Genomic DNA, 17,836 nt, shown 5'->3' with positions numbered 1-17,836 from the left:
TGCACCAAAACGGGTCATTTTTGATTTAAGACGCTACATTAAAGGGCGAGATTTTCGCCTTTATGGCGCTTTCCTCCTGTGAAAGCGTGAATTTGGGGCAAAAAACCCATGCTGGGGCACTGGCATGCAATTTGCTCCCTTGTGAGGCAGGTTGCCTTGGCAGAGTATCTGCGCCGGCATCACCCATATTAAGGGCATCCACTACCAAGCCCTAAGCCACCCCGGAGGACACTATGTCGAAGTCGGTTCAACTCATCAAAGATCATGACGTCAAGTGGATTGATCTGCGCTTCACGGACACCAAAGGCACTCAGCACCACGTGACCATGCCGGCTCGCGATGCGCTGGAAGACGATTTCTTCGAAGTCGGCAAGATGTTCGACGGTTCCTCCATCGCTGGCTGGAAAGGCATCGAAGCCTCCGACATGATCCTGCTGCCGGACGACGACACTGCCGTTCTGGACCCGTTCACCGAAGACGCGACCCTGATCCTGGTCTGCGACATCATCGAACCGTCGACCATGCAAGGTTACGATCGCGACCCGCGCGCCATCGCTCACCGTGCCGAGGAATACCTGAAGACCACCGGTATCGGTGACACCGTCTTCGCCGGTCCCGAGCCAGAGTTCTTCATCTTCGACGAAGTGAAGTTCAAGTCCGACATCTCCGGCTCGATGTTCAAGATCTACTCCGAACAAGGCTCGTGGATGTCCGACCAGGACATCGAAGGCGGCAACAAAGGCCACCGTCCTGGTATCAAAGGTGGCTACTTCCCGGTTCCGCCGTTCGACCACGACCACGAAATCCGTACTGCCATGTGCAACGCACTGGAAGAGATGGGCCAGACCGTTGAAGTTCACCACCACGAAGTGGCGACTGCCGGTCAGAACGAAATCGGTGTCAAGTTCAACACCCTGGTGAAGAAAGCTGACGAAGTTCAGACGCTGAAATACGTTGTGCACAACGTTGCCGACGCATACGGCCGCACCGCGACCTTCATGCCGAAGCCACTGTACGGCGACAACGGCTCGGGCATGCACGTGCACATGTCCATCGCCAAAGACGGCAAGAACACCTTCGCAGGTGAAGGCTATGCCGGCCTGTCCGAAACCGCCCTGTACTTCATCGGCGGTATCATCAAGCACGGTAAGGCCCTGAACGGCTTCACCAACCCGGCCACCAACTCCTACAAGCGTCTGGTGCCAGGTTTCGAAGCGCCGGTGATGCTGGCCTACTCGGCTCGCAACCGTTCCGCCTCGATCCGTATTCCTTACGTCAACAGCCCACGCGGTCGTCGTATCGAAGCCCGTTTCCCGGATCCGGCTGCCAACCCGTACCTGGCTTTCGCAGCACTGCTGATGGCCGGCCTGGACGGTATCCAGAACAAGATCCACCCAGGCGATGCCGCTGACAAAAACCTGTACGACCTGCCGCCTGAAGAGGCGAAAGAGATCCCACAAGTTTGCGGCAGCCTGAAAGAAGCCCTGGAAGAGCTGGACAAGGGCCGTGCGTTCCTGACCAAGGGCGGCGTGTTCTCCGACGACTTCATCGACGCTTACATCGCGCTGAAATCCGAAGAAGAAATCAAGGTCCGCACCTTCGTACACCCACTGGAATATGAGCTGTACTACAGCTGCTGATCCGGTAGCGCCGCGCTACGCGGCGTGACAAAAAGAGGCCTCCTTCGGGAGGCCTTTTTTATTGCCCACGATTTTTGAAACTACGCAAATCCCCTGTGGGAGCGAGCCTGCTCGCGAATGCGGTGGGTCATTGACAGGGAAGGCGGCTGATACGCCGCCTTCGCGAGCAGGCTCGCTCCCACAGGGGATTTTGGCGTCTGAATGATTTGCGGATATGTCCAGGGTTGGGCCAACCGCCACACCTGGCCTATGCTCCACACCATCGTTTTCATTGCCGGTCGATTTCATGGGTCGCACCTTTCTCTACCTCCTGCTGCTGATCGCCCTGCCCGCCGCCGCGCAGATCTACAAGTACACTGACGCCAACGGCAACACGGTCTACAGCGATCACTCGCCGGACGGCGTCAAGGCGCAGCCGCTGGAGCTGCCACCGCTCAACAGCGTCGAGCCGCAAGCACCGAGCACCCCGGCGTCCGCCAGCACGGACACACGCCCCGCGGCGCGCAGTGCTTATGAAGTGCTGGAACTGACCGGCCTGCCCAGCGAAGAAGCCCTGCGCGCCAACAACGGCACCTTCACCGTCAACGTGCAGATCAAGCCGCGCCTGCAGCCGCCGCACCAACTAAGACTGGTATTGGACGATGCGCCCTACGGCCAGCCGAGCAACGTGCCGATCCTGCAACTGGTGAATGTCGATCGCGGCGAGCATCGTCTCGCGGTGCAGGTGATCGACGGTGAAGCGATCATCCAGCAGAGCCCGGCGGTGGTGTTCACCGTGCAGCGGGTGCACAAGCCGTGAGGATTTTCTGGCTGATCCTGTGCCTGTGCGCCCTGCCCGTGCACGCCGAGGTCTTCACCTATGTCGACGCCCAGGGCAATCGCGTCTACACCGACCAGCCGCGCGGCAACGCCAAGCGCGTACCTGTCGCGACCAGTAATCGCATGTCGGCCAACCCCACGGCTGCAGCACCGATCAGCGCTGCAAAAAAGGTCGCGGAACAACCGCTGTTCCACTACGACATGCTGCGCATCCTGATCCCCGAGCCCGATGCGACCATTCGCAGCAGCGCGGGCGAGGTGATCGTCAGCGTCACCAGTGAACCCGGTTTACAGCAGGGCCATCGCTATCGCCTGTTGCTCGACGGCCAGGCCACTGGCGAGCCGGGCCTGAGTCCGGTATTCCCATTGAGTAACGTCGACCGTGGCAGCCACAACCTGTCGGTGGAAATCCTCGATGCCGAGGGTCGCATCGTCGAGCGCACCGCCAACCAGCCGTTCCACATGCTGCGCATCTCGCTGGCGCAGAAACGCCAGGTCAAACCCTGCGTCAGCGAGGACTACGGCGTGCGCCCGGAATGTCCGCTGAAAGACAAACCCGCCGAAGAAAAAAATCCCTTCCTGCGTTTCTTCTGACGCCGTTCAGCTTTGCGCACTATATTGGTGCATAAGGTTGCACCGTACCCACATCCCAACCCATTTTGGTTCGAAACTTCCCGTTCCGGCGGCAATGGCGCCACGCAAACGAGCGTCAAACGCCTGTTTCACGGGTTGAACGCTTCTTTTCGGAGCCTTGGTTTGGTTTTTGCATTTTCCGTTTAACGACGCCTGCTTCTTGCGCACGCTCCGCCCCCAAAAGAGGCTCCGATGACTATTAGCGACGCAATCCACCGTTTGCTGCTCGACAACCTGACCACCGCCACCATCCTGCTCGACGCCGAATTGCGCCTTGAGTACATGAACCCGGCGGCCGAGATGCTGCTGGCCATCAGCGGCCAGCGCAGTCATGGCCAGTTCATCAGCGAGCTGTTCACCGAGTCCACCGAGGCGCTCAACTCGCTGCGGCAGGCGGTCGAACAGGCACACCCGTTCACCAAACGCGAAGCGATGCTCACCGCCCTCACCGGCCAGACCCTGACCGTGGACTACGCGGTGACGCCAATCCTCAGCAACGGCGCGACCATGCTCCTGCTGGAAGTGCACCCGCGTGATCGCCTGCTGCGGATCACCAAGGAAGAGGCGCAGCTGTCCAAACAGGAAACCAGCAAGATGCTGGTGCGCGGCCTGGCCCACGAGATCAAGAATCCGCTCGGCGGTATCCGTGGTGCGGCGCAGTTGCTGGCCCGTGAGCTGCCGGAAGACAGTCTGCGCGACTACACCAATGTGATCATCGAAGAGGCCGACCGCCTGCGCAATCTGGTCGACCGCATGCTCGGCTCCAACAAGCTGCCGTCACTCGCACTGTGCAACGTCCACGAAGTGCTGGAGCGCGTCAGCCAACTGGTCGAAGCGGAAAGCCAGGGCTGCATCACCTTGGTGCGCGACTACGACCCGAGCATTCCCGACGTATTGATCGACCGCGAACAAATGATTCAGGCCGTACTGAACATCGTGCGCAACGCGATGCAGGCGATCAGCAGCCAGAACGAGCTGCGTCTGGGCCGCATCAGCCTGCGCACCCGGACCATGCGCCAGTTCACCATCGGCCACGTCCGTCATCGCCTGGTGACCAAGATCGAGATCATCGACAACGGCCCCGGGATCCCCGCGGAACTCCAGGAAACCATTTTCTTTCCCATGGTCAGCGGCCGCCCGGACGGTACCGGGCTGGGCCTGGCCATTACCCAGAACATCATCAGCCAGCACCAGGGCCTGATCGAGTGTGACAGCCACCCCGGCCACACCACGTTCTCGATCTTTCTGCCACTGGAACAAGGAGCCACATCGACATGAGCCGTAGTGAAACCGTGTGGATCGTCGATGACGACCGTTCTATCCGTTGGGTTCTGGAAAAGGCCTTGCAGCAGGAAGGCATGACTACCCAGAGCTTCGACAGCGCCGATGGCGTGATGAGTCGTCTGGCCCGTCAGCAGCCTGATGTGATCATTTCCGATATCCGCATGCCGGGCGCCAGTGGCCTCGACCTCCTGGCGCGCATCCGCGAACAGCATCCACGGTTGCCGGTCATCATCATGACCGCTCACTCCGACCTGGACAGCGCCGTCGCCTCCTATCAGGGCGGCGCGTTCGAATACCTGCCCAAGCCTTTCGACGTGGACGAGGCTGTATCGCTGGTCAAACGCGCGAACCAACATGCGCAGGAACAGCAAGGCCTGGAAGTGGTGCCGGCGCTGACCCGCACGCCGGAAATCATCGGCGAAGCACCGGCGATGCAGGAAGTGTTTCGCGCCATCGGCCGCTTGAGCCATTCCAACATCACCGTACTGATCAACGGCGAATCCGGTACCGGTAAAGAACTGGTGGCCCACGCCCTGCACCGCCATAGCCCGCGCGCGGCCTCGCCGTTCATCGCGCTGAACATGGCGGCGATCCCGAAAGACCTGATGGAATCCGAGCTGTTCGGCCACGAGAAAGGCGCGTTCACCGGCGCGGCCAACCTGCGGCGCGGGCGCTTCGAACAGGCTGACGGCGGCACGCTGTTCCTCGACGAAATCGGCGACATGCCGGCGGATACCCAGACCCGTTTGCTGCGGGTGCTGGCGGACGGTGAGTTCTATCGCGTCGGCGGCCATGTGCCGGTCAAGGTCGACGTGCGGATCATCGCCGCGACTCACCAGAATCTGGAAACCCTGGTGCATGCCGGGAAATTCCGTGAGGACTTGTTCCACCGCCTCAACGTGATCCGCATCCACATTCCACGCCTGTCGGACCGTCGCGAAGACATCCCGACCCTCGCCAAGCATTTCCTCAGCCGCGCTGCGCAAGAACTGGCGGTGGAGCCGAAGCTGCTGAAGAGCGAGACCGAGGAATACCTGAAAAACCTGCCGTGGGGCGGCAACGTGCGCCAGTTGGAGAACACCTGCCGCTGGATCACCGTGATGGCGTCCGGGCGCGAAGTGCACATCAGTGACCTGCCACCGGAGCTGCTGAGCCTGCCACAGGATTCGGCGCCGGTGACCAACTGGGAACAAGCGCTGCGCCAGTGGGCCGATCAGGCGTTGGCTCGCGGCCAGTCGAGCCTGCTCGACAGCGCAGTGCCGGCGTTCGAGCGGATCATGATCGAGACTGCGCTGAAGCACACCGCCGGTCGGCGGCGCGATGCGGCGGTATTGCTTGGCTGGGGCCGCAACACCCTGACGCGCAAGATCAAGGAATTGGGGATGAAAGTGGATGGCGGGGACGAGGATGAGGGGGATGAGGGCTGATCAACCACGCCCTCTGTGAGAGTAGGCTTGCTCACGAAAGCGCTGTTCATGGAACGTATCAGTGACTGACGCGACGCCTTCGCGAGCAAGCCCGCTCCCACAGTGGCCCCGCCGTGCACCAACCTAATGCACTTTGACCCGTGATCGGGCATCGCAGCCTTTGCAAAAACCATCCAGGCAAGGCTGAAAAACCCAGCCAGTAAAAACACGAAAGCCCCGATTTACGGGGCTTTCGCGCATCTGAATCTTTTTTCTGTTTCGAAATACTAAAACTGGCACGCGCCCTGCAATAACCCTTACAGGTGATTCGATTCACCACCCGTTTCGGGGACCTTGGTACAGGCAGGCCGGGGAATCCCCTCTTTACACCGGGCTCACAGCGCCAACGCGATGCGCCCACCCTTTTGGGATCCTTGGTACAGGCAGGCCGGGGGTTCCCTCTTTACACCGGACCGACGCTCGCAGCGAAGTCCACCCCGTTTTGGGAACCCTGGTACAGGCAGGCCGGGGATTCCCGCTTTTATTGCTCCCGGAGATGGATCTCCAGCCGCCAGCGGTCATCGACCTTGCTCCCGGCCCACTCCCCTTGCAGCGGCCGCGCCGCCAGCACCGTCAGCAACAACCCACCGTCACTCACCCGCGTTCGCCAGTTCACGTCCTTGCCGTTGAGCTTGAGCTGACCCTTCTGCGCCTTGCCCTCTGCCTGAAACAACAGGGCCACGGTGCCGTCGATGATTTCGCCGTGCAGCTGCGGTTCGTTGTTGAACCACACCACCAGGCCGTCAGCGGTCACCTCGACCTGCTGCAGCACAGTCGGATCCGGCGTGGTCAGGCGACCGATCATCAAGCCGACCATCAAGCCGAAAATCGCCAGCGAACCGATCACCCGCGGGAATAGTTTCGAACGCGGGTCGGCTTGCGGCGTAGAATGCGCGTCATCTTTACCTTCGGAGCCGTGCATGTTTCACGTCATCCTTTTTCAACCAGAAATTCCGCCGAACACCGGCAACGTTATCAGGCTGTGCGCCAACAGCGGCTGCCACCTGCATTTGATCGAACCGCTGGGTTTCGAGATGGACGACAAGCGCTTGCGCCGGGCCGGTCTCGACTACCACGAATATGCCACGTTGCAGCGCCACGCCGACCTCGCCAGTTGCCTGGAAAGCCTCGGCAACCCACGGCTGTTCGCCTTTACCACCAAAGGTTCGCGGCCGTTTCACGATGCCGCGTTCGTCCCGGGTGATGCGTTCATCTTCGGCCCGGAAAGCCGCGGCTTGCCGCCGGAAGTGCTGGACGCCCTGCCCGCCGAACAGCGCCTGCGCCTGCCGATGCGTGAAGGCTGCCGCAGCCTGAACCTGTCCAACACCGTGGCGGTGGCCGTGTACGAAGCGTGGCGGCAGAACGACTTCAAATAAGAGCACATAACAAATGTGGGAGCGGGCTTGCTCGCGAAGGCGTCGTATCAGATGACATTGATGTCGCCTGACACTCCGCTTTCGCGAGCAAGCCCGCTCCCACATTGGACTTGCGTCGTCGCTCAGACTTCTTACTGAACGGTCGGTGTCTCGCCCGCTGCCTGCATGCGCTGCAGCTCTTGCGCGTACAGGGCGTCGAAGTTCACCGGAGCCAGCATCAGGGCCGGGAACGAGCCACGGGTCACCAGGCTGTCCAGGGTTTCGCGAGCGTACGGGAACAGGATGTTCGGGCAGAACGCACCCAGGGTGTGGCTCATCGAACCAGCGTCCAGGTTCTTGATCAGGAAGATACCGGCCTGTTGCACTTCAGCGATGAAGGCCACTTCGTCACCGTTTTTCACGGTAACCGACAAGGTCAGCACGACTTCGTAGAAATCGCCTTCCAGCTCTTTCTGGCGAGTGTTCAGATCCAGACCGACGGTCGGGTCCCACTGCTGGCGGAAGATCGCCGGGCTTTTCGGGGCTTCGAAGGACAGGTCGCGTACGTAGATGCGCTGCAAGGAGAATTGCGGTGCGGTTTCTTCTTCGCTGGCTGCAGTGTTCTGTTGGTCAGTCATCTCAGATCCTTTCTGATCTTGGGTCTTTTAGGGATTGCTGTACGTGGGTGCAGCCGTTCAGGCCTTGAGCAGCGCGTCGAGCTTGCCGGCGCGCTCCAGGGCATACAAATCATCACAACCGCCGATGTGCTTTTCGCCGATCCAGATCTGCGGCACGGACGTGCGTCCGGCCTTCTGGCTCATGGCAGCACGAATCTGCGGCTTGCCATCGACCTTGATCTCTTCGAAGGCCACACCTTTGTTCGCGAGCAATTGCTTGGCTCGCATGCAGTAAGGGCAGTAATCGCTGGAGTAGACGATGACTTCGCTCATATCACTTCACCAGCGGCAGGTTGTCGCCTTTCCAGCTGGAGATCCCGCCGGACAGCTTGGCGGCGGTGAAGCCGGATTTCATCAGCTCGCGAGCGTGGGTGCCAGCGGTCTGGCCCAGAGCGTCGACCAGAATGATGGTCTTGGCCTTGTGCTTTTCCAGCTCGCCGATGCGCGCAGCCAGCTTGTCTTGAGGAATGTTGATCGCGCCAACGATATGGCCGGCGGCGTAATCTTTCGCCGGACGGATGTCCACCACCACGCCTGCGTCCTTGTTGACCAGTGCGGTCAGTTCGCCGGTGCTCAGGCTTTTACCGCCGCCCTGCATCGTGTGCGCCAGCAGCAAAGCCAGCAATACGACGAAGATACCGACAAGAATGTAGTGGTTAGTGGCAAATTCAATCAGGTGAGCAACCATCGAAGGAGGTTCCAGGGCGTTAAAATGTCGGCCAGTATACACAGCCCCTATGGTGGGCCAAACCCCGTCCGGCGGTGACGTGGTCGGAACTAAGCATTAAACTCGCCACTCCCTTTTTCAACGCCCTCTTCTTTATTAGCCACGAGTGGATTCCATGACTACCACGCCTAAACCTTTGGTCCTGATGATTCTCGACGGCTTCGGTCACAGTGACAGCCACGAATCCAATGCCGTGTATGCGGCGAAGAAGCCTGTGCTCGATCGTCTCTGGGCCACATTGCCGAACGGCCTGATCTCCGGCAGCGGCATGGACGTCGGCCTGCCGGACGGCCAGATGGGCAACTCCGAAGTCGGTCACATGAATCTCGGCGCCGGGCGCGTGGTGTATCAGGACTTCACTCGCGTGACCAAAGCGATCCGCGACGGCGAGTTCTTCGAGAACCCGACCATCTGCGCCGCTGTGGATAAAGCCGTGGCCGCCGGCAAAGCCGTGCATTTCATGGGCCTGCTGTCCGATGGCGGCGTGCACAGCCATCAGGATCACCTGGTCGCGATGGCCGAACTGGCCTTCAAGCGCGGCGCCGAAAAAATCTACCTGCACGCCTTCCTCGATGGTCGCGACACGCCGCCGAAAAGCGCCACGTCGTCGATCGAACTGTTCGACGCGACCTTCCAGGCACTTGGCAAGGGCCGTATCGCCAGCATCGTCGGTCGCTACTTCGCGATGGACCGTGACAACCGCTGGGACCGCGTGTCCCAGGCCTACAACCTGATCGTCGACGGCAACGCCGAGTTCAACGCCGCCACCGCCCAGGAAGGCCTCGAAGCCGCCTACGCCCGTGGCGAGAGCGACGAATTCGTCAAAGCCACCACCATCGGTGAGCCGGTCAAGGTCGAAGACGGCGACGCCGTGGTGTTCATGAACTTCCGCGCCGACCGTGCCCGCGAGCTGACCCGCGTATTCGTCGAAGACGATTTCAAGGAATTCGAACGCGCGCGCCAGCCGAAACTGGCCGGTTTCGTCATGCTGACCCAATACGCCGCCAGCATCCCTGCGCCATCGGCCTTCGCCGCCGGCAGCCTGGAAAACGTGCTTGGCGACTATCTGGCGAAGAACGGCAAGACCCAGCTGCGCATCGCCGAAACCGAAAAATATGCACACGTGACCTTCTTCTTCTCCGGTGGCCGTGAAGAGCCGTTCCCGGGTGAAGAGCGCATCCTGATCCCGTCGCCGAAAGTCGCCACCTACGACCTGCAGCCGGAAATGAGCGCGCCGGAAGTCACCGACCGCATCGTCGATGCCATCGAGCATCAGCGTTACGACGTGATCGTGGTCAACTACGCCAACGGCGACATGGTCGGCCACAGCGGCGTGTTCGACGCTGCGGTGAAGGCCGTGGAATGCCTGGACACCTGCGTCGGGCGCATCGTCGAAGCGCTGGAAAAGGTTGGCGGCGAAGCGCTGATCACCGCCGACCACGGCAACGTCGAAAAAATGGCCGATGAAGAAACCCACCAGGCTCACACCGCACACACCACCGAGCCAGTGCCGTTCATTTATGTCGGCAAGCGTGACCTCAAGGTCCGCGCAGGTGGCGTATTGGCGGACGTGGCCCCGACCATGCTGATGCTGCTGGGTCTGGAAAAACCAGCGGAAATGACTGGCACGTCGATTCTGGTGTAATTCGCCAGATCAAACACCGCCAAACCCTGTGGGAGCGGGCTTGCTCGCGAATGCGGAGTATCAGCAACGTTGATGTTGACTGACGCCCCGCATTCGCGAGCAAGCCCGCTCCCACATTGGTTTTGCGCTATTTTTATTACCGAATCTGCTCCAGTTATCACACAAGCCCAATTGGGCGTTTTTTTTGCAGCCTCGGGCGGGCATACTAGGCCGTCCATTACCCTGGTGCCGCCCGCCTCTATGCTCCGCGTCCTGATCGCCCTCGCTCTGACATGCCTGCTCCAACCGGCCTTCGCTGACGAGCGCGCGCAAACCCAACAGCAGCTGGATGCCACGCGTCAGGACATTGCCGAGCTGAAAAAGCTGCTGGGCAAGCTGCAGGAAGAAAAATCCGGCGTGCAGAAAGAGCTCAAGGGCACTGAAACCGAGATGGGCAAGCTCGAGAAGCAGGTCGATGCCCTGCAGAAAGAGCTGAAGAAAAGCGAATCCGAGCTGCAGCGGCTCGATGCGGAGAAAAAAAAACTCCAGAGCGCGCGCACTGAACAGCAGCGACTGATCGCCATCCAGGCCCGCGCGGCCTACCAGAACGGCCGTCAGGAATACCTCAAGCTGCTGCTCAACCAGCAGAATCCCGAGAAATTCGCCCGCACCCTCACCTATTACGATTACCTGAGCCAGGCCCGCCTGGAGCAGTTGAAGAACTTCAACGAAACCCTGCGCCAACTGGCCAATGTCGAAAAAGATATCGCCACGCAACAGGCGCAATTGCTGGTACAGAAAAGCAGCCTCGACACCCAGCGCGACGAGCTGGAAAAGGTCCGCAAGGAACGCCAGCAAGTCCTCGCCAAGCTCAACGATGACGTGAAGGCCCGCGACCAGAAACTCGCCGCCCGCGAGCAGGATCAGGCAGACCTGTCTAAAGTCCTTAAAACCATTGAAGAAACCCTGGCCCGCCAGGCTCGTGAGGCAGAAGAAGCGCGGCAGAAAGCGCTGATCGCCCAGCAGGAAGCGGAAAAAAAGCGTTTGCGTGAGGCGCAGGCTGAAAACAGCGACGCCCCACGAAAACCCGCCAGATCTACCCCCGGCGCACTGGTGTCCAGCAGCGGCGAGACCTTTGGCGGCCCTTTTGCCGCAACCCGGGGAAAACTTCCATGGCCGGTTGATGGTCGATTGCTGGCACGCTTCGGCGAAAGCCGTGGCGACGATGCCCGGACCAAGTGGGATGGCGTGATGATCAGCGCTGCTGCCGGCAGCCAGGTGCATGCCGTGCATGGCGGGCGCGTGGTGTTCGCCGACTGGTTGCGTGGCGCCGGGCTGCTGGTGATCCTTGATCACGGCAATGGTTATCTGAGCCTTTACGGTCACAACCAGACACTGCTCAAGTCGGCCGGTGACGTAGTAAAAGCCGGTGAGTCGATTTCCACTGTCGGTAACAGTGGCGGTCAGGACACATCAGCGCTGTATTTCGCAATTCGTCAGCAGGGTCACCCGAGTGATCCGGCGCAATGGTGTCACGCGCAAGGATAAGCGCGTCGCCTAATTCAGGAGTTCGTTCGACATGCTGCATTTGTCCCGCCTTACCTCGCTGGCCCTGACGATCGCTGTGGTGATCGGCGCGCCTCTGGCGTTCGCTGCTCAACCGGCCCCGGCCGTCGCTCCGGCAGGTACTGCCGCGACCGCCAAGGCACCGCTGCCGCTGGAAGAGTTGCGTACCTTTGCCGAGGTCATGGATCGAATCAAAGCCGCCTATGTCGAGCCGGTAGACGACAAGACCCTGCTGGAAAACGCGATCAAAGGCATGCTCAGCAACCTCGATCCGCACTCCGCCTATCTGGGCCCTGAAGACTTCACCGAGCTGCAGGAAAGCACCAGCGGCGAATTCGGCGGTCTCGGTATCGAAGTCGGCTCGGAAGACGGCTTCATAAAAGTCGTGTCGCCAATCGACGACACGCCTGCGTCCAAGGCTGGCATTCAGGCTGGCGACTTCATCGTCAAGATCAACGGCCAGCCAACTCGCGGCCAGACCATGACCGAAGCCGTGGACAAGATGCGCGGCAAGATCGGCCAGAAGATCACCCTGACCCTGGTGCGCGACGGCGGCACGCCGTTCGACGTGACCCTGGCGCGCGCCGTGATTCAAGTGAAGAGCGTCAAGGCGCAGCTGCTGGATTCGGGCTACGGCTACATCCGCATCACCCAGTTCCAGGTCAAGACCGGCGAAGAGGTCTCCAAGGCCCTGGCCAAGCTGCGCAAAGACAACGGCAAGAAGCTCAACGGCATCATCCTCGACCTGCGCAACAACCCGGGCGGTGTGTTGCAGGCAGCCGTGGAAGTGGTCGACCACTTCATCAAGAAAGGTCTGATCGTCTACACCAAAGGCCGAATCGCCAACTCCGAACTGCGCTTCTCCGCCACCGGCAAGGACGAAAGCGAAGCGGTGCCGATGGTGGTGCTGATCAACGGTGGCAGCGCCTCGGCGTCGGAAATCGTTGCCGGTGCCCTGCAGGACCAGAAACGCGCGGTGGTCATGGGCACCACCAGTTTCGGCAAAGGCTCGGTGCAAACCGTGCTGCCGCTGAACAACGACCGCGCGCTGAAGATCACCACGGCGCTGTACTTCACGCCGAACGGCCGCTCGATCCAGGCCCAGGGCATTGTCCCGGACATCGAAGTGCGCAAGGCCAAGATCACCAACGAAGCGGACGGCGACTACTTCAAGGAAGCCGACCTGCAAGGCCACCTGGGCAACGGCAACGGCGGCGCAGACAAGCCGACCGGTTCCGGCGCGAAGGCCAAGGCCATGCCGCAGGATGACGATTACCAGTTGGCCCAGGCCCTGAGCCTGCTCAAAGGGCTGAGCATCACGTCCGGCCGTTGAGGATGTCTTTGCGTTTCCTCTTCGTCCTGCTGTGCTGTCTGGCGGGTGCTGCGCACGCAGAACCCGCCAAGACCACCCCGCCGAAAGCCTACCTGACGCTGATCATCGACGACCTGGGACAGAACCTGCCCCGGGATCGCCGCGTGCTGGCCCTGCCCGGCCCGGTGACCACGGCGATCATGCCCGACACGCCGCACGCCACCGAATTCGCCCGCGAAGCCCATCGCGCCGGCAAGATCGTGATCCTGCACATGCCGATGGATCCGGCCACCGGCCCGTACGCCTGGCACCCCGAACTGCCGCTCGAAGAGCTGCAAAAGCGCCTCGACGCCGCGTTCAAAATGGTCCCTTACACCGCGGGCATCAACAACCACATGGGCAGTCGCATGACCGCGCAACCGGTGGCGATGGCGTGGCTGATGGGTGAGTTGCAACGCCGCCACAAGTTCTTCGTCGACAGCCGCACCAGCGCGCAAACCGTGGCGGCGCAGCAGGCACAGAAAATCGACCTGGCGAGCGCTTCTCGGGATGTATTCCTCGATGACGAGCGCACCGAAGCAGCGATTTTCACCCAACTGCAGACCGCCATCAGCCTGGCGCGCAAACAGGGATCGGCGGTGATGATCGGTCACCCGTACCCGCAGACGCTGGCAGTGTTGGAGCGTGAATTGCCGAAGCTGAAAGCTCAGGGCATCGAGTGGATCGACATCAAGCAGATGATCAGCGTGCGGAGCAACAGGGCGACCGCTGCACACGGGAAAAATGGTATTTATCGCTAACCGGCCAATTAATTAACTGCTTATTACCCCCGCGCCAAATCCAACAAATAGCAACACCTTGGAAATTCACTAACAACAAAACTCATTTATTCTGCGCCAGTCTTGCACCCCAACACACTCGCCAAGGACTGGCCATGAACTTAAAGAACATCTACACAGGCTTTTTATTACTTCCTGCATTCTCGCTGCCTGCTTATTCCATCCCTGTGGATTATGGCAAGGGCATTGAGAACTTCTCATCCTCTTATTACCTGAAAAACCAGGGTGGTGACTATAACTACTGGAACGGAATAGGCGTATACAAAAGCTCTGGGCAACTTACCTGCACCGCTTTTCTGATCGACACAAACAGCTCTGATGCGTCCGACTCTGCCTATGCACTCACCAGCGCACATTGCGTGGGCAAGGAAAATGGCGTCATGCGAATAGATGACCCCATCGAAGGCACGATCACCTTCAACCATTTCAATGACACACCGGATGCCCGCAAGGCCGTCCCTCTGAAAAAAGTAGCCTGGAGCAGTATTCAGGGTGTCGATGTGGCTCTTTTGGAACTAGGGATGTCACAAGGCGAACTTCTGGCACAGGGCATCACGCCCATGAAGCTGGCCGAACAACCACCGGCCGAAGACACCGACATTCTGATTGTGCACGGACCCGGTGGAGCGCCATTACGAATTTCAGCCTGTACCCACGTACCTTCGCCGGCCATTTTCGAAAAGCCCTGGGTCTGGCGGCATAGTCTCAGCAATCAGTGCAAAGACGTTGCCTCCGGAAGCTCCGGGAGCCCTGTCATTGTTCGAGCGACCAACGAAGTCTATGGCGTTCTGGGTACGCTTGCAGCCCATCTGACGCCGCTGCCCGGCTACGGCCAGATGCCGAGCGGCAGTTACGGTAGTTCAACCTCGGTTTTCAACAATTGCTTTATCGATGGCAAACTCAATACCAACCCACAGGTGTGCGAGTTATTTCCGGCAGCTTCCATCAGGCTACCCGCCGAACTGCCAATGCACGCAAAAATCAGCGTAACTACGCAAGGCAGTTATGAGTATCCCGCGTGGAACTTCGAAATAACCGCCAGCACCCGATTTATTCGAACCAAACGTACTGCCGACTCACTTGATTGCGAAAAGCCTGAAGGCTACAGCCAACCGATCAACAGCGACACCCGCCCCACTCGGTTGAATATTCCAATGGGACCTGAAACAGGGACTAATAACCTTTGCATTATCGCCACGGACGATACCAGCGAAGTATTACCCGCCGGAACTTACCGCAACGCCGTGACTATTCCTACCTATCTGATTGATGCGGGCCCGACACCTGCTCCTGCCCTGGACGCTTTCTATGACAAAGAAACAGACCGAGTAATATTCCTCTGGCCGAAAAGGAACAACGAGGGCATTGATCGTTATGAAGTAAAAGCCGGCCCTGCGGATACAACCCGTTGCGACGATCCGCAGGGGTATACCGTTCCGAAATACAATTGGGTTCGCCGAGAAAGCAACTTCCCCATGAAATTCTGCATGTATGCCCTCGATACCAACAATCAGCGCTCAGTGCTGAAGGAATACAACCTGCAATGGGAAACGCTCAAAAATCGCGCCCCTTGATCTGAACAGCGCCCTGCGGCCTTGTGCTTCTGCACCATCGGCAAACAGAAGAAGCGCAAGGCTGCCAATGGCCAGGATGATGTCTATCGGAAATATCCGGTCACTACGCTAAATACATAGTTACCGCCAAAGGCCTGGCGCGAATACCGATAGTGAGACCTGCAACGGGTCGCGACTCCCTTGAGTCGTCGTTCAACTATCAGGAGTGACTATGACCATTCATGAACAGGCCGCAGCGCCATCCAGGCCAATCGAGCCGATCAGACACGACAACCTGCTGATCCAGTTCACCACGGAATACCACCGAATCTGGGACAGCGCCGGCTCACGGGCAAAACCTGCGGCTTTCTGGCGGCCGACACCTGCGCCGGATGTGTTGCCGGGCTACTTCCCGCTCGGCGATGTGTTCATTGCCGGACACGACAACATTAACGGCAGCACCGTGGTCGCCGTGGTTTGCGAGGCCGATACCCCCAGCGCGGACCCAACCCGGGGCCCGGCATTACGCCGCCCGGACGACTTCGAATTGATCTGGAAAGACTCCGGCTCAAAATCGAAGAAAGACGGGGCCGTATGGCGACCGCTTGCCCCGCAAGGTTATGTGGCCATGGGAGCGGTCTGCTCCAATGATCATGAAAAACCTTCAGTCAATGCGGTTCGCTGTGTGCGTGCCGATCTGGTGATCGCATCGGACGTCGGCGAGCTGATCTGGAATGACAAGGGCAGCGGCGCCAGACAGAGCTTCAGTGCCTGGAGTGTTGCACCGCGCAGCGCACCGCCGGGAGAGATTCACTTCGCGCCAGGCACTTTTGTGGCGGCCATCGGTTTCGGCAAACCCGAGGGCGATGGCTGCGCTTACTCACTGCGGATGCAGATCGCGCCGCAAATCCTGTCGGCGCCCTCGCTGCCGACGCTTTCCGGATCGAACGTTTCGCAAATCCACGCGGCGGCCACGCTTGCTCAAGTTGTCGAACTTCCCTGGTTCGTCATCAAGGATGACCTGTCACCCCTGGAACAACTGCGCACCAGCCCCCTCTATCGTCTGGAAAGAACCGATCACTACTATCTGGTCGGGAGCGGACACAACACGAGCGACCAGGCCTGCTCGTTCAAGTGGACGGCGCAGCGACTGCAGAACTCCAAGATGCTGCGCCTGTTCACGCAGCTCACAGCGATCAATTTCGTGGGGCCGTGGGCAACGACGGCAGACGCTCCGCCATCACTGCCGTTCTCGGCGAGATTGAACAGCCAGTTCACCCACAGCGAGACCTCAAGCAGTGGCTGGCAGACGGCGTTTGTCACCCAAGTCCTCGCCATGGCCGGCAAAGGCAAGTTCGTCGCGGTGTATCAACTGGAGAGTTTCTACGAGCTGGTGCGTGGAGACGGTTCACAGGCAGGGATCAACCTCGGCTACACCGAGTGCGAAAACCTGCATCTGCTGCAATATCCGCTGGAAGAATGCAGCCACGATACTGCGGACAAGGCGTTGCCGACCGCTACAGATACCGTCCCATGATCTCGTCCACCACACCGTCCTTGCGCATCTGATCCAGCGCCGCCTGCAACCTGGCGACCGTTGCATCCGACACGTCCTTGTTCAGCGCCAGGTACAACTCGGCGCTGTTGAAGCGCAGCACGGTCTTGAGTCCGGTGACCCCATCCTGCCGCGCCAGATAACGCCCGGCAGGATCACCCGTGGCCCACAGGTCGATCTGGCCATTGACCAGTTTTTTCGCGTTGTCCTGATCACGCAGCACCACGATCGGCTTCAGGCCCTGCTTGGCCAGCGTCTCGGCAATCGCATCACCCTTGTAGGCGCCGATCTTGTATTTGCGTGCATCGTTGAGGGTGTCGAGGGTGATCTTGCTGTCGGCCCTGGCCAACATGATCCAGTCGTCCGGACCGATCGGGCCGACCCATTTGAACAGGTTCTCGCGATCCGGCAGGCGGGCCATCACGAAGGCGCCATAACCGGGGTTTTCCAGCGCCAGTTTGTAGACCCGCTCCCACGGGAAGCGCAGCGTCAGGCTGTAGGTGAGCCCGGCGCGCTTGAACATTTCGCGCACGATGTCGGCGGCAATGCCGTTGATGTTCTCGCCCTTGGCGAAATTCTTGCCGTCTTTCGCCATGTTGTAAGGCGGGAAGTTTTCTGTGAGGAGCACCAGATCGGTGTCGGGACTGTTTTCGGCCCGCGCCGTGTTGAGCAACAACACAGAGGCACTGGCGAGAACAAGAAGCAGGCGTTTGATCATGTCGGGCTACCGGAATCCATGGCGTGCCCAAGAGTGCCTTGGGTACGCCATGCTGTCCACTGGCCTGT

The 17,836-nt window shown here is 59.9% G+C and carries 17 protein-coding genes; 12 read left to right on the top strand and 5 right to left on the bottom strand.

Annotated elements, in window-relative coordinates; genetic code table 11:
* Positions 1-233 precede the first annotated feature (233 nt).
* The 5 genes from glnA (at position 234) to ntrC (ending at position 5,803) form a co-directional block, all read left to right on the top strand.
* Positions 234-1,640, top strand: coding sequence for a glutamate--ammonia ligase (glnA, locus tag M0814_RS13775; RefSeq protein ID WP_003220788.1), 1,407 nt, complete (start codon positions 234-236; stop codon positions 1,638-1,640).
* 286 nt (positions 1,641-1,926) lie between these two features.
* Entirely contained in the window at positions 1,927-2,439 is a 513-nt protein-coding gene (locus M0814_RS13770) for a DUF4124 domain-containing protein (protein ID WP_103485263.1), read from the top strand.
* A complete protein-coding gene (locus tag M0814_RS13765) occupies positions 2,436-3,053 on the top strand; it encodes a DUF4124 domain-containing protein (RefSeq protein WP_103485264.1) in 618 nt (205 codons plus the stop codon). Before M0814_RS13770 ends, M0814_RS13765 begins: the two co-directional genes overlap by 4 nt.
* Positions 3,054-3,284: 231 nt before the next feature.
* On the top strand, positions 3,285-4,370 hold the full coding sequence (gene glnL, locus M0814_RS13760) for a nitrogen regulation protein NR(II) (protein WP_003220783.1): 1,086 nt from the start codon (positions 3,285-3,287) through the stop codon (positions 4,368-4,370).
* Complete coding sequence (gene ntrC, locus M0814_RS13755) at positions 4,367-5,803, top strand: nitrogen regulation protein NR(I) (RefSeq protein WP_103485265.1); 1,437 nt, start codon at positions 4,367-4,369, stop codon at positions 5,801-5,803. The genes glnL and ntrC overlap by 4 nt, the downstream gene beginning before the upstream one ends.
* 520 nt (positions 5,804-6,323) lie before the next feature.
* Here the strand turns inward: ntrC and M0814_RS13750 are convergent.
* A complete protein-coding gene (locus M0814_RS13750; protein WP_103485266.1) occupies positions 6,324-6,764 on the bottom strand; it encodes a hypothetical protein in 441 nt (146 codons plus the stop codon).
* Here M0814_RS13750 and M0814_RS13745 point away from each other — a divergent pair.
* A complete protein-coding gene (locus M0814_RS13745; RefSeq protein ID WP_003220777.1) occupies positions 6,763-7,218 on the top strand; it encodes a tRNA (cytidine(34)-2'-O)-methyltransferase in 456 nt (151 codons plus the stop codon). The two genes, M0814_RS13750 and M0814_RS13745, sit on opposite strands and share 2 nt — an antisense overlap.
* Positions 7,219-7,349: 131 nt before the next feature.
* Here the strand turns inward: M0814_RS13745 and secB are convergent, their stop codons facing one another.
* Genes secB through M0814_RS13730 form a run of 3 tightly spaced genes read right to left on the bottom strand, consistent with a single transcriptional unit; the run spans position 7,350 to position 8,562 of the window.
* The gene (gene secB, locus M0814_RS13740) at positions 7,350-7,835 is read right to left on the bottom strand and encodes a protein-export chaperone SecB (RefSeq protein ID WP_003220776.1); all 486 of its coding nucleotides are present in this window, start codon (positions 7,833-7,835) and stop codon (positions 7,350-7,352) included.
* Positions 7,836-7,892: 57 nt separating this feature from the next.
* Positions 7,893-8,147, bottom strand: a complete 255-nt coding sequence (gene grxC / locus M0814_RS13735) for a glutaredoxin 3 (protein ID WP_003220774.1) — start codon at positions 8,145-8,147, stop codon at positions 7,893-7,895.
* Position 8,148: 1 nt separating this feature from the next.
* The gene (locus M0814_RS13730; RefSeq protein WP_003220772.1) at positions 8,149-8,562 is read right to left on the bottom strand and encodes a rhodanese-like domain-containing protein; all 414 of its coding nucleotides are present in this window, start codon (positions 8,560-8,562) and stop codon (positions 8,149-8,151) included.
* A 154-nt stretch (positions 8,563-8,716) separates the two neighbouring features.
* Between M0814_RS13730 and gpmI the strand changes: the two genes are divergently transcribed.
* The 6 genes from gpmI (at position 8,717) to M0814_RS13700 (ending at position 17,032) form a co-directional block, all read left to right on the top strand.
* The gene (gene gpmI, locus M0814_RS13725; protein ID WP_103485267.1) at positions 8,717-10,246 is read left to right on the top strand and encodes a 2,3-bisphosphoglycerate-independent phosphoglycerate mutase; all 1,530 of its coding nucleotides are present in this window, start codon (positions 8,717-8,719) and stop codon (positions 10,244-10,246) included.
* Between the two features lie 240 nt (positions 10,247-10,486).
* Positions 10,487-11,773, top strand: a complete 1,287-nt coding sequence (locus M0814_RS13720; RefSeq protein ID WP_103485268.1) for a murein hydrolase activator EnvC — start codon at positions 10,487-10,489, stop codon at positions 11,771-11,773.
* A 31-nt stretch (positions 11,774-11,804) separates the two neighbouring features.
* Complete coding sequence (locus tag M0814_RS13715; RefSeq protein WP_103485269.1) at positions 11,805-13,124, top strand: S41 family peptidase; 1,320 nt, start codon at positions 11,805-11,807, stop codon at positions 13,122-13,124.
* A 2-nt stretch (positions 13,125-13,126) separates the two neighbouring features.
* Entirely contained in the window at positions 13,127-13,903 is a 777-nt protein-coding gene (locus M0814_RS13710; protein ID WP_103485270.1) for a divergent polysaccharide deacetylase family protein, read from the top strand.
* A 134-nt stretch (positions 13,904-14,037) separates the two neighbouring features.
* Entirely contained in the window at positions 14,038-15,516 is a 1,479-nt protein-coding gene (locus tag M0814_RS13705; RefSeq protein WP_103485271.1) for a serine protease, read from the top strand.
* A gap of 211 nt (positions 15,517-15,727) precedes the next feature.
* Complete coding sequence (locus M0814_RS13700; RefSeq protein ID WP_103485272.1) at positions 15,728-17,032, top strand: Vps62-related protein; 1,305 nt, start codon at positions 15,728-15,730, stop codon at positions 17,030-17,032.
* On the opposite strand, the gene M0814_RS13695 is transcribed toward M0814_RS13700, so the two are convergent.
* Positions 17,013-17,768 (bottom strand): ABC transporter substrate-binding protein, encoded by a 756-nt coding sequence (locus tag M0814_RS13695; protein WP_003220757.1) that lies wholly within the window; start codon positions 17,766-17,768, stop codon positions 17,013-17,015. The two genes, M0814_RS13700 and M0814_RS13695, sit on opposite strands and share 20 nt — an antisense overlap.
* Between the last annotated feature and the right edge of the window lie 68 nt (positions 17,769-17,836).

This window comes from Pseudomonas sp. MWU12-2020, assembly GCF_023100605.1.
Classification (GTDB): Bacteria; Pseudomonadota; Gammaproteobacteria; order Pseudomonadales; family Pseudomonadaceae; genus Aquipseudomonas; species Aquipseudomonas fluorescens_H.
This window is presented reverse-complemented; position numbering and strand designations above follow the sequence as displayed.

Bases quoted from the DNA above. Each gene is read 5' to 3' on its own strand.
- ntrC (WP_103485265.1), top strand. From the start codon at position 4,367: ATGAGCCGTAGTGAAACCGTGTGGATCGTCGATGACGACCGTTCTATC.
- glnA (WP_003220788.1), top strand. From the start codon at position 234: ATGTCGAAGTCGGTTCAACTCATCAAAGATCATGACGTCAAGTGGATT.
- M0814_RS13695 (WP_003220757.1), bottom strand. From the start codon at position 17,768: ATGATCAAACGCCTGCTTCTTGTTCTCGCCAGTGCCTCTGTGTTGTTG.
- M0814_RS13750 (WP_103485266.1), bottom strand. From the start codon at position 6,764: ATGCACGGCTCCGAAGGTAAAGATGACGCGCATTCTACGCCGCAAGCC.
- M0814_RS13720 (WP_103485268.1), top strand. From the start codon at position 10,487: ATGCTCCGCGTCCTGATCGCCCTCGCTCTGACATGCCTGCTCCAACCG.
- M0814_RS13745 (WP_003220777.1), top strand. From the start codon at position 6,763: ATGTTTCACGTCATCCTTTTTCAACCAGAAATTCCGCCGAACACCGGC.
- M0814_RS13730 (WP_003220772.1), bottom strand. From the start codon at position 8,562: ATGGTTGCTCACCTGATTGAATTTGCCACTAACCACTACATTCTTGTC.
- M0814_RS13715 (WP_103485269.1), top strand. From the start codon at position 11,805: ATGCTGCATTTGTCCCGCCTTACCTCGCTGGCCCTGACGATCGCTGTG.
- gpmI (WP_103485267.1), top strand. From the start codon at position 8,717: ATGACTACCACGCCTAAACCTTTGGTCCTGATGATTCTCGACGGCTTC.
- M0814_RS13705 (WP_103485271.1), top strand. From the start codon at position 14,038: ATGAACTTAAAGAACATCTACACAGGCTTTTTATTACTTCCTGCATTC.
- grxC (WP_003220774.1), bottom strand. From the start codon at position 8,147: ATGAGCGAAGTCATCGTCTACTCCAGCGATTACTGCCCTTACTGCATG.
- M0814_RS13710 (WP_103485270.1), top strand. From the start codon at position 13,127: ATGTCTTTGCGTTTCCTCTTCGTCCTGCTGTGCTGTCTGGCGGGTGCT.
- secB (WP_003220776.1), bottom strand. From the start codon at position 7,835: ATGACTGACCAACAGAACACTGCAGCCAGCGAAGAAGAAACCGCACCG.
- M0814_RS13700 (WP_103485272.1), top strand. From the start codon at position 15,728: ATGACCATTCATGAACAGGCCGCAGCGCCATCCAGGCCAATCGAGCCG.
- M0814_RS13770 (WP_103485263.1), top strand. From the start codon at position 1,927: ATGGGTCGCACCTTTCTCTACCTCCTGCTGCTGATCGCCCTGCCCGCC.
- glnL (WP_003220783.1), top strand. From the start codon at position 3,285: ATGACTATTAGCGACGCAATCCACCGTTTGCTGCTCGACAACCTGACC.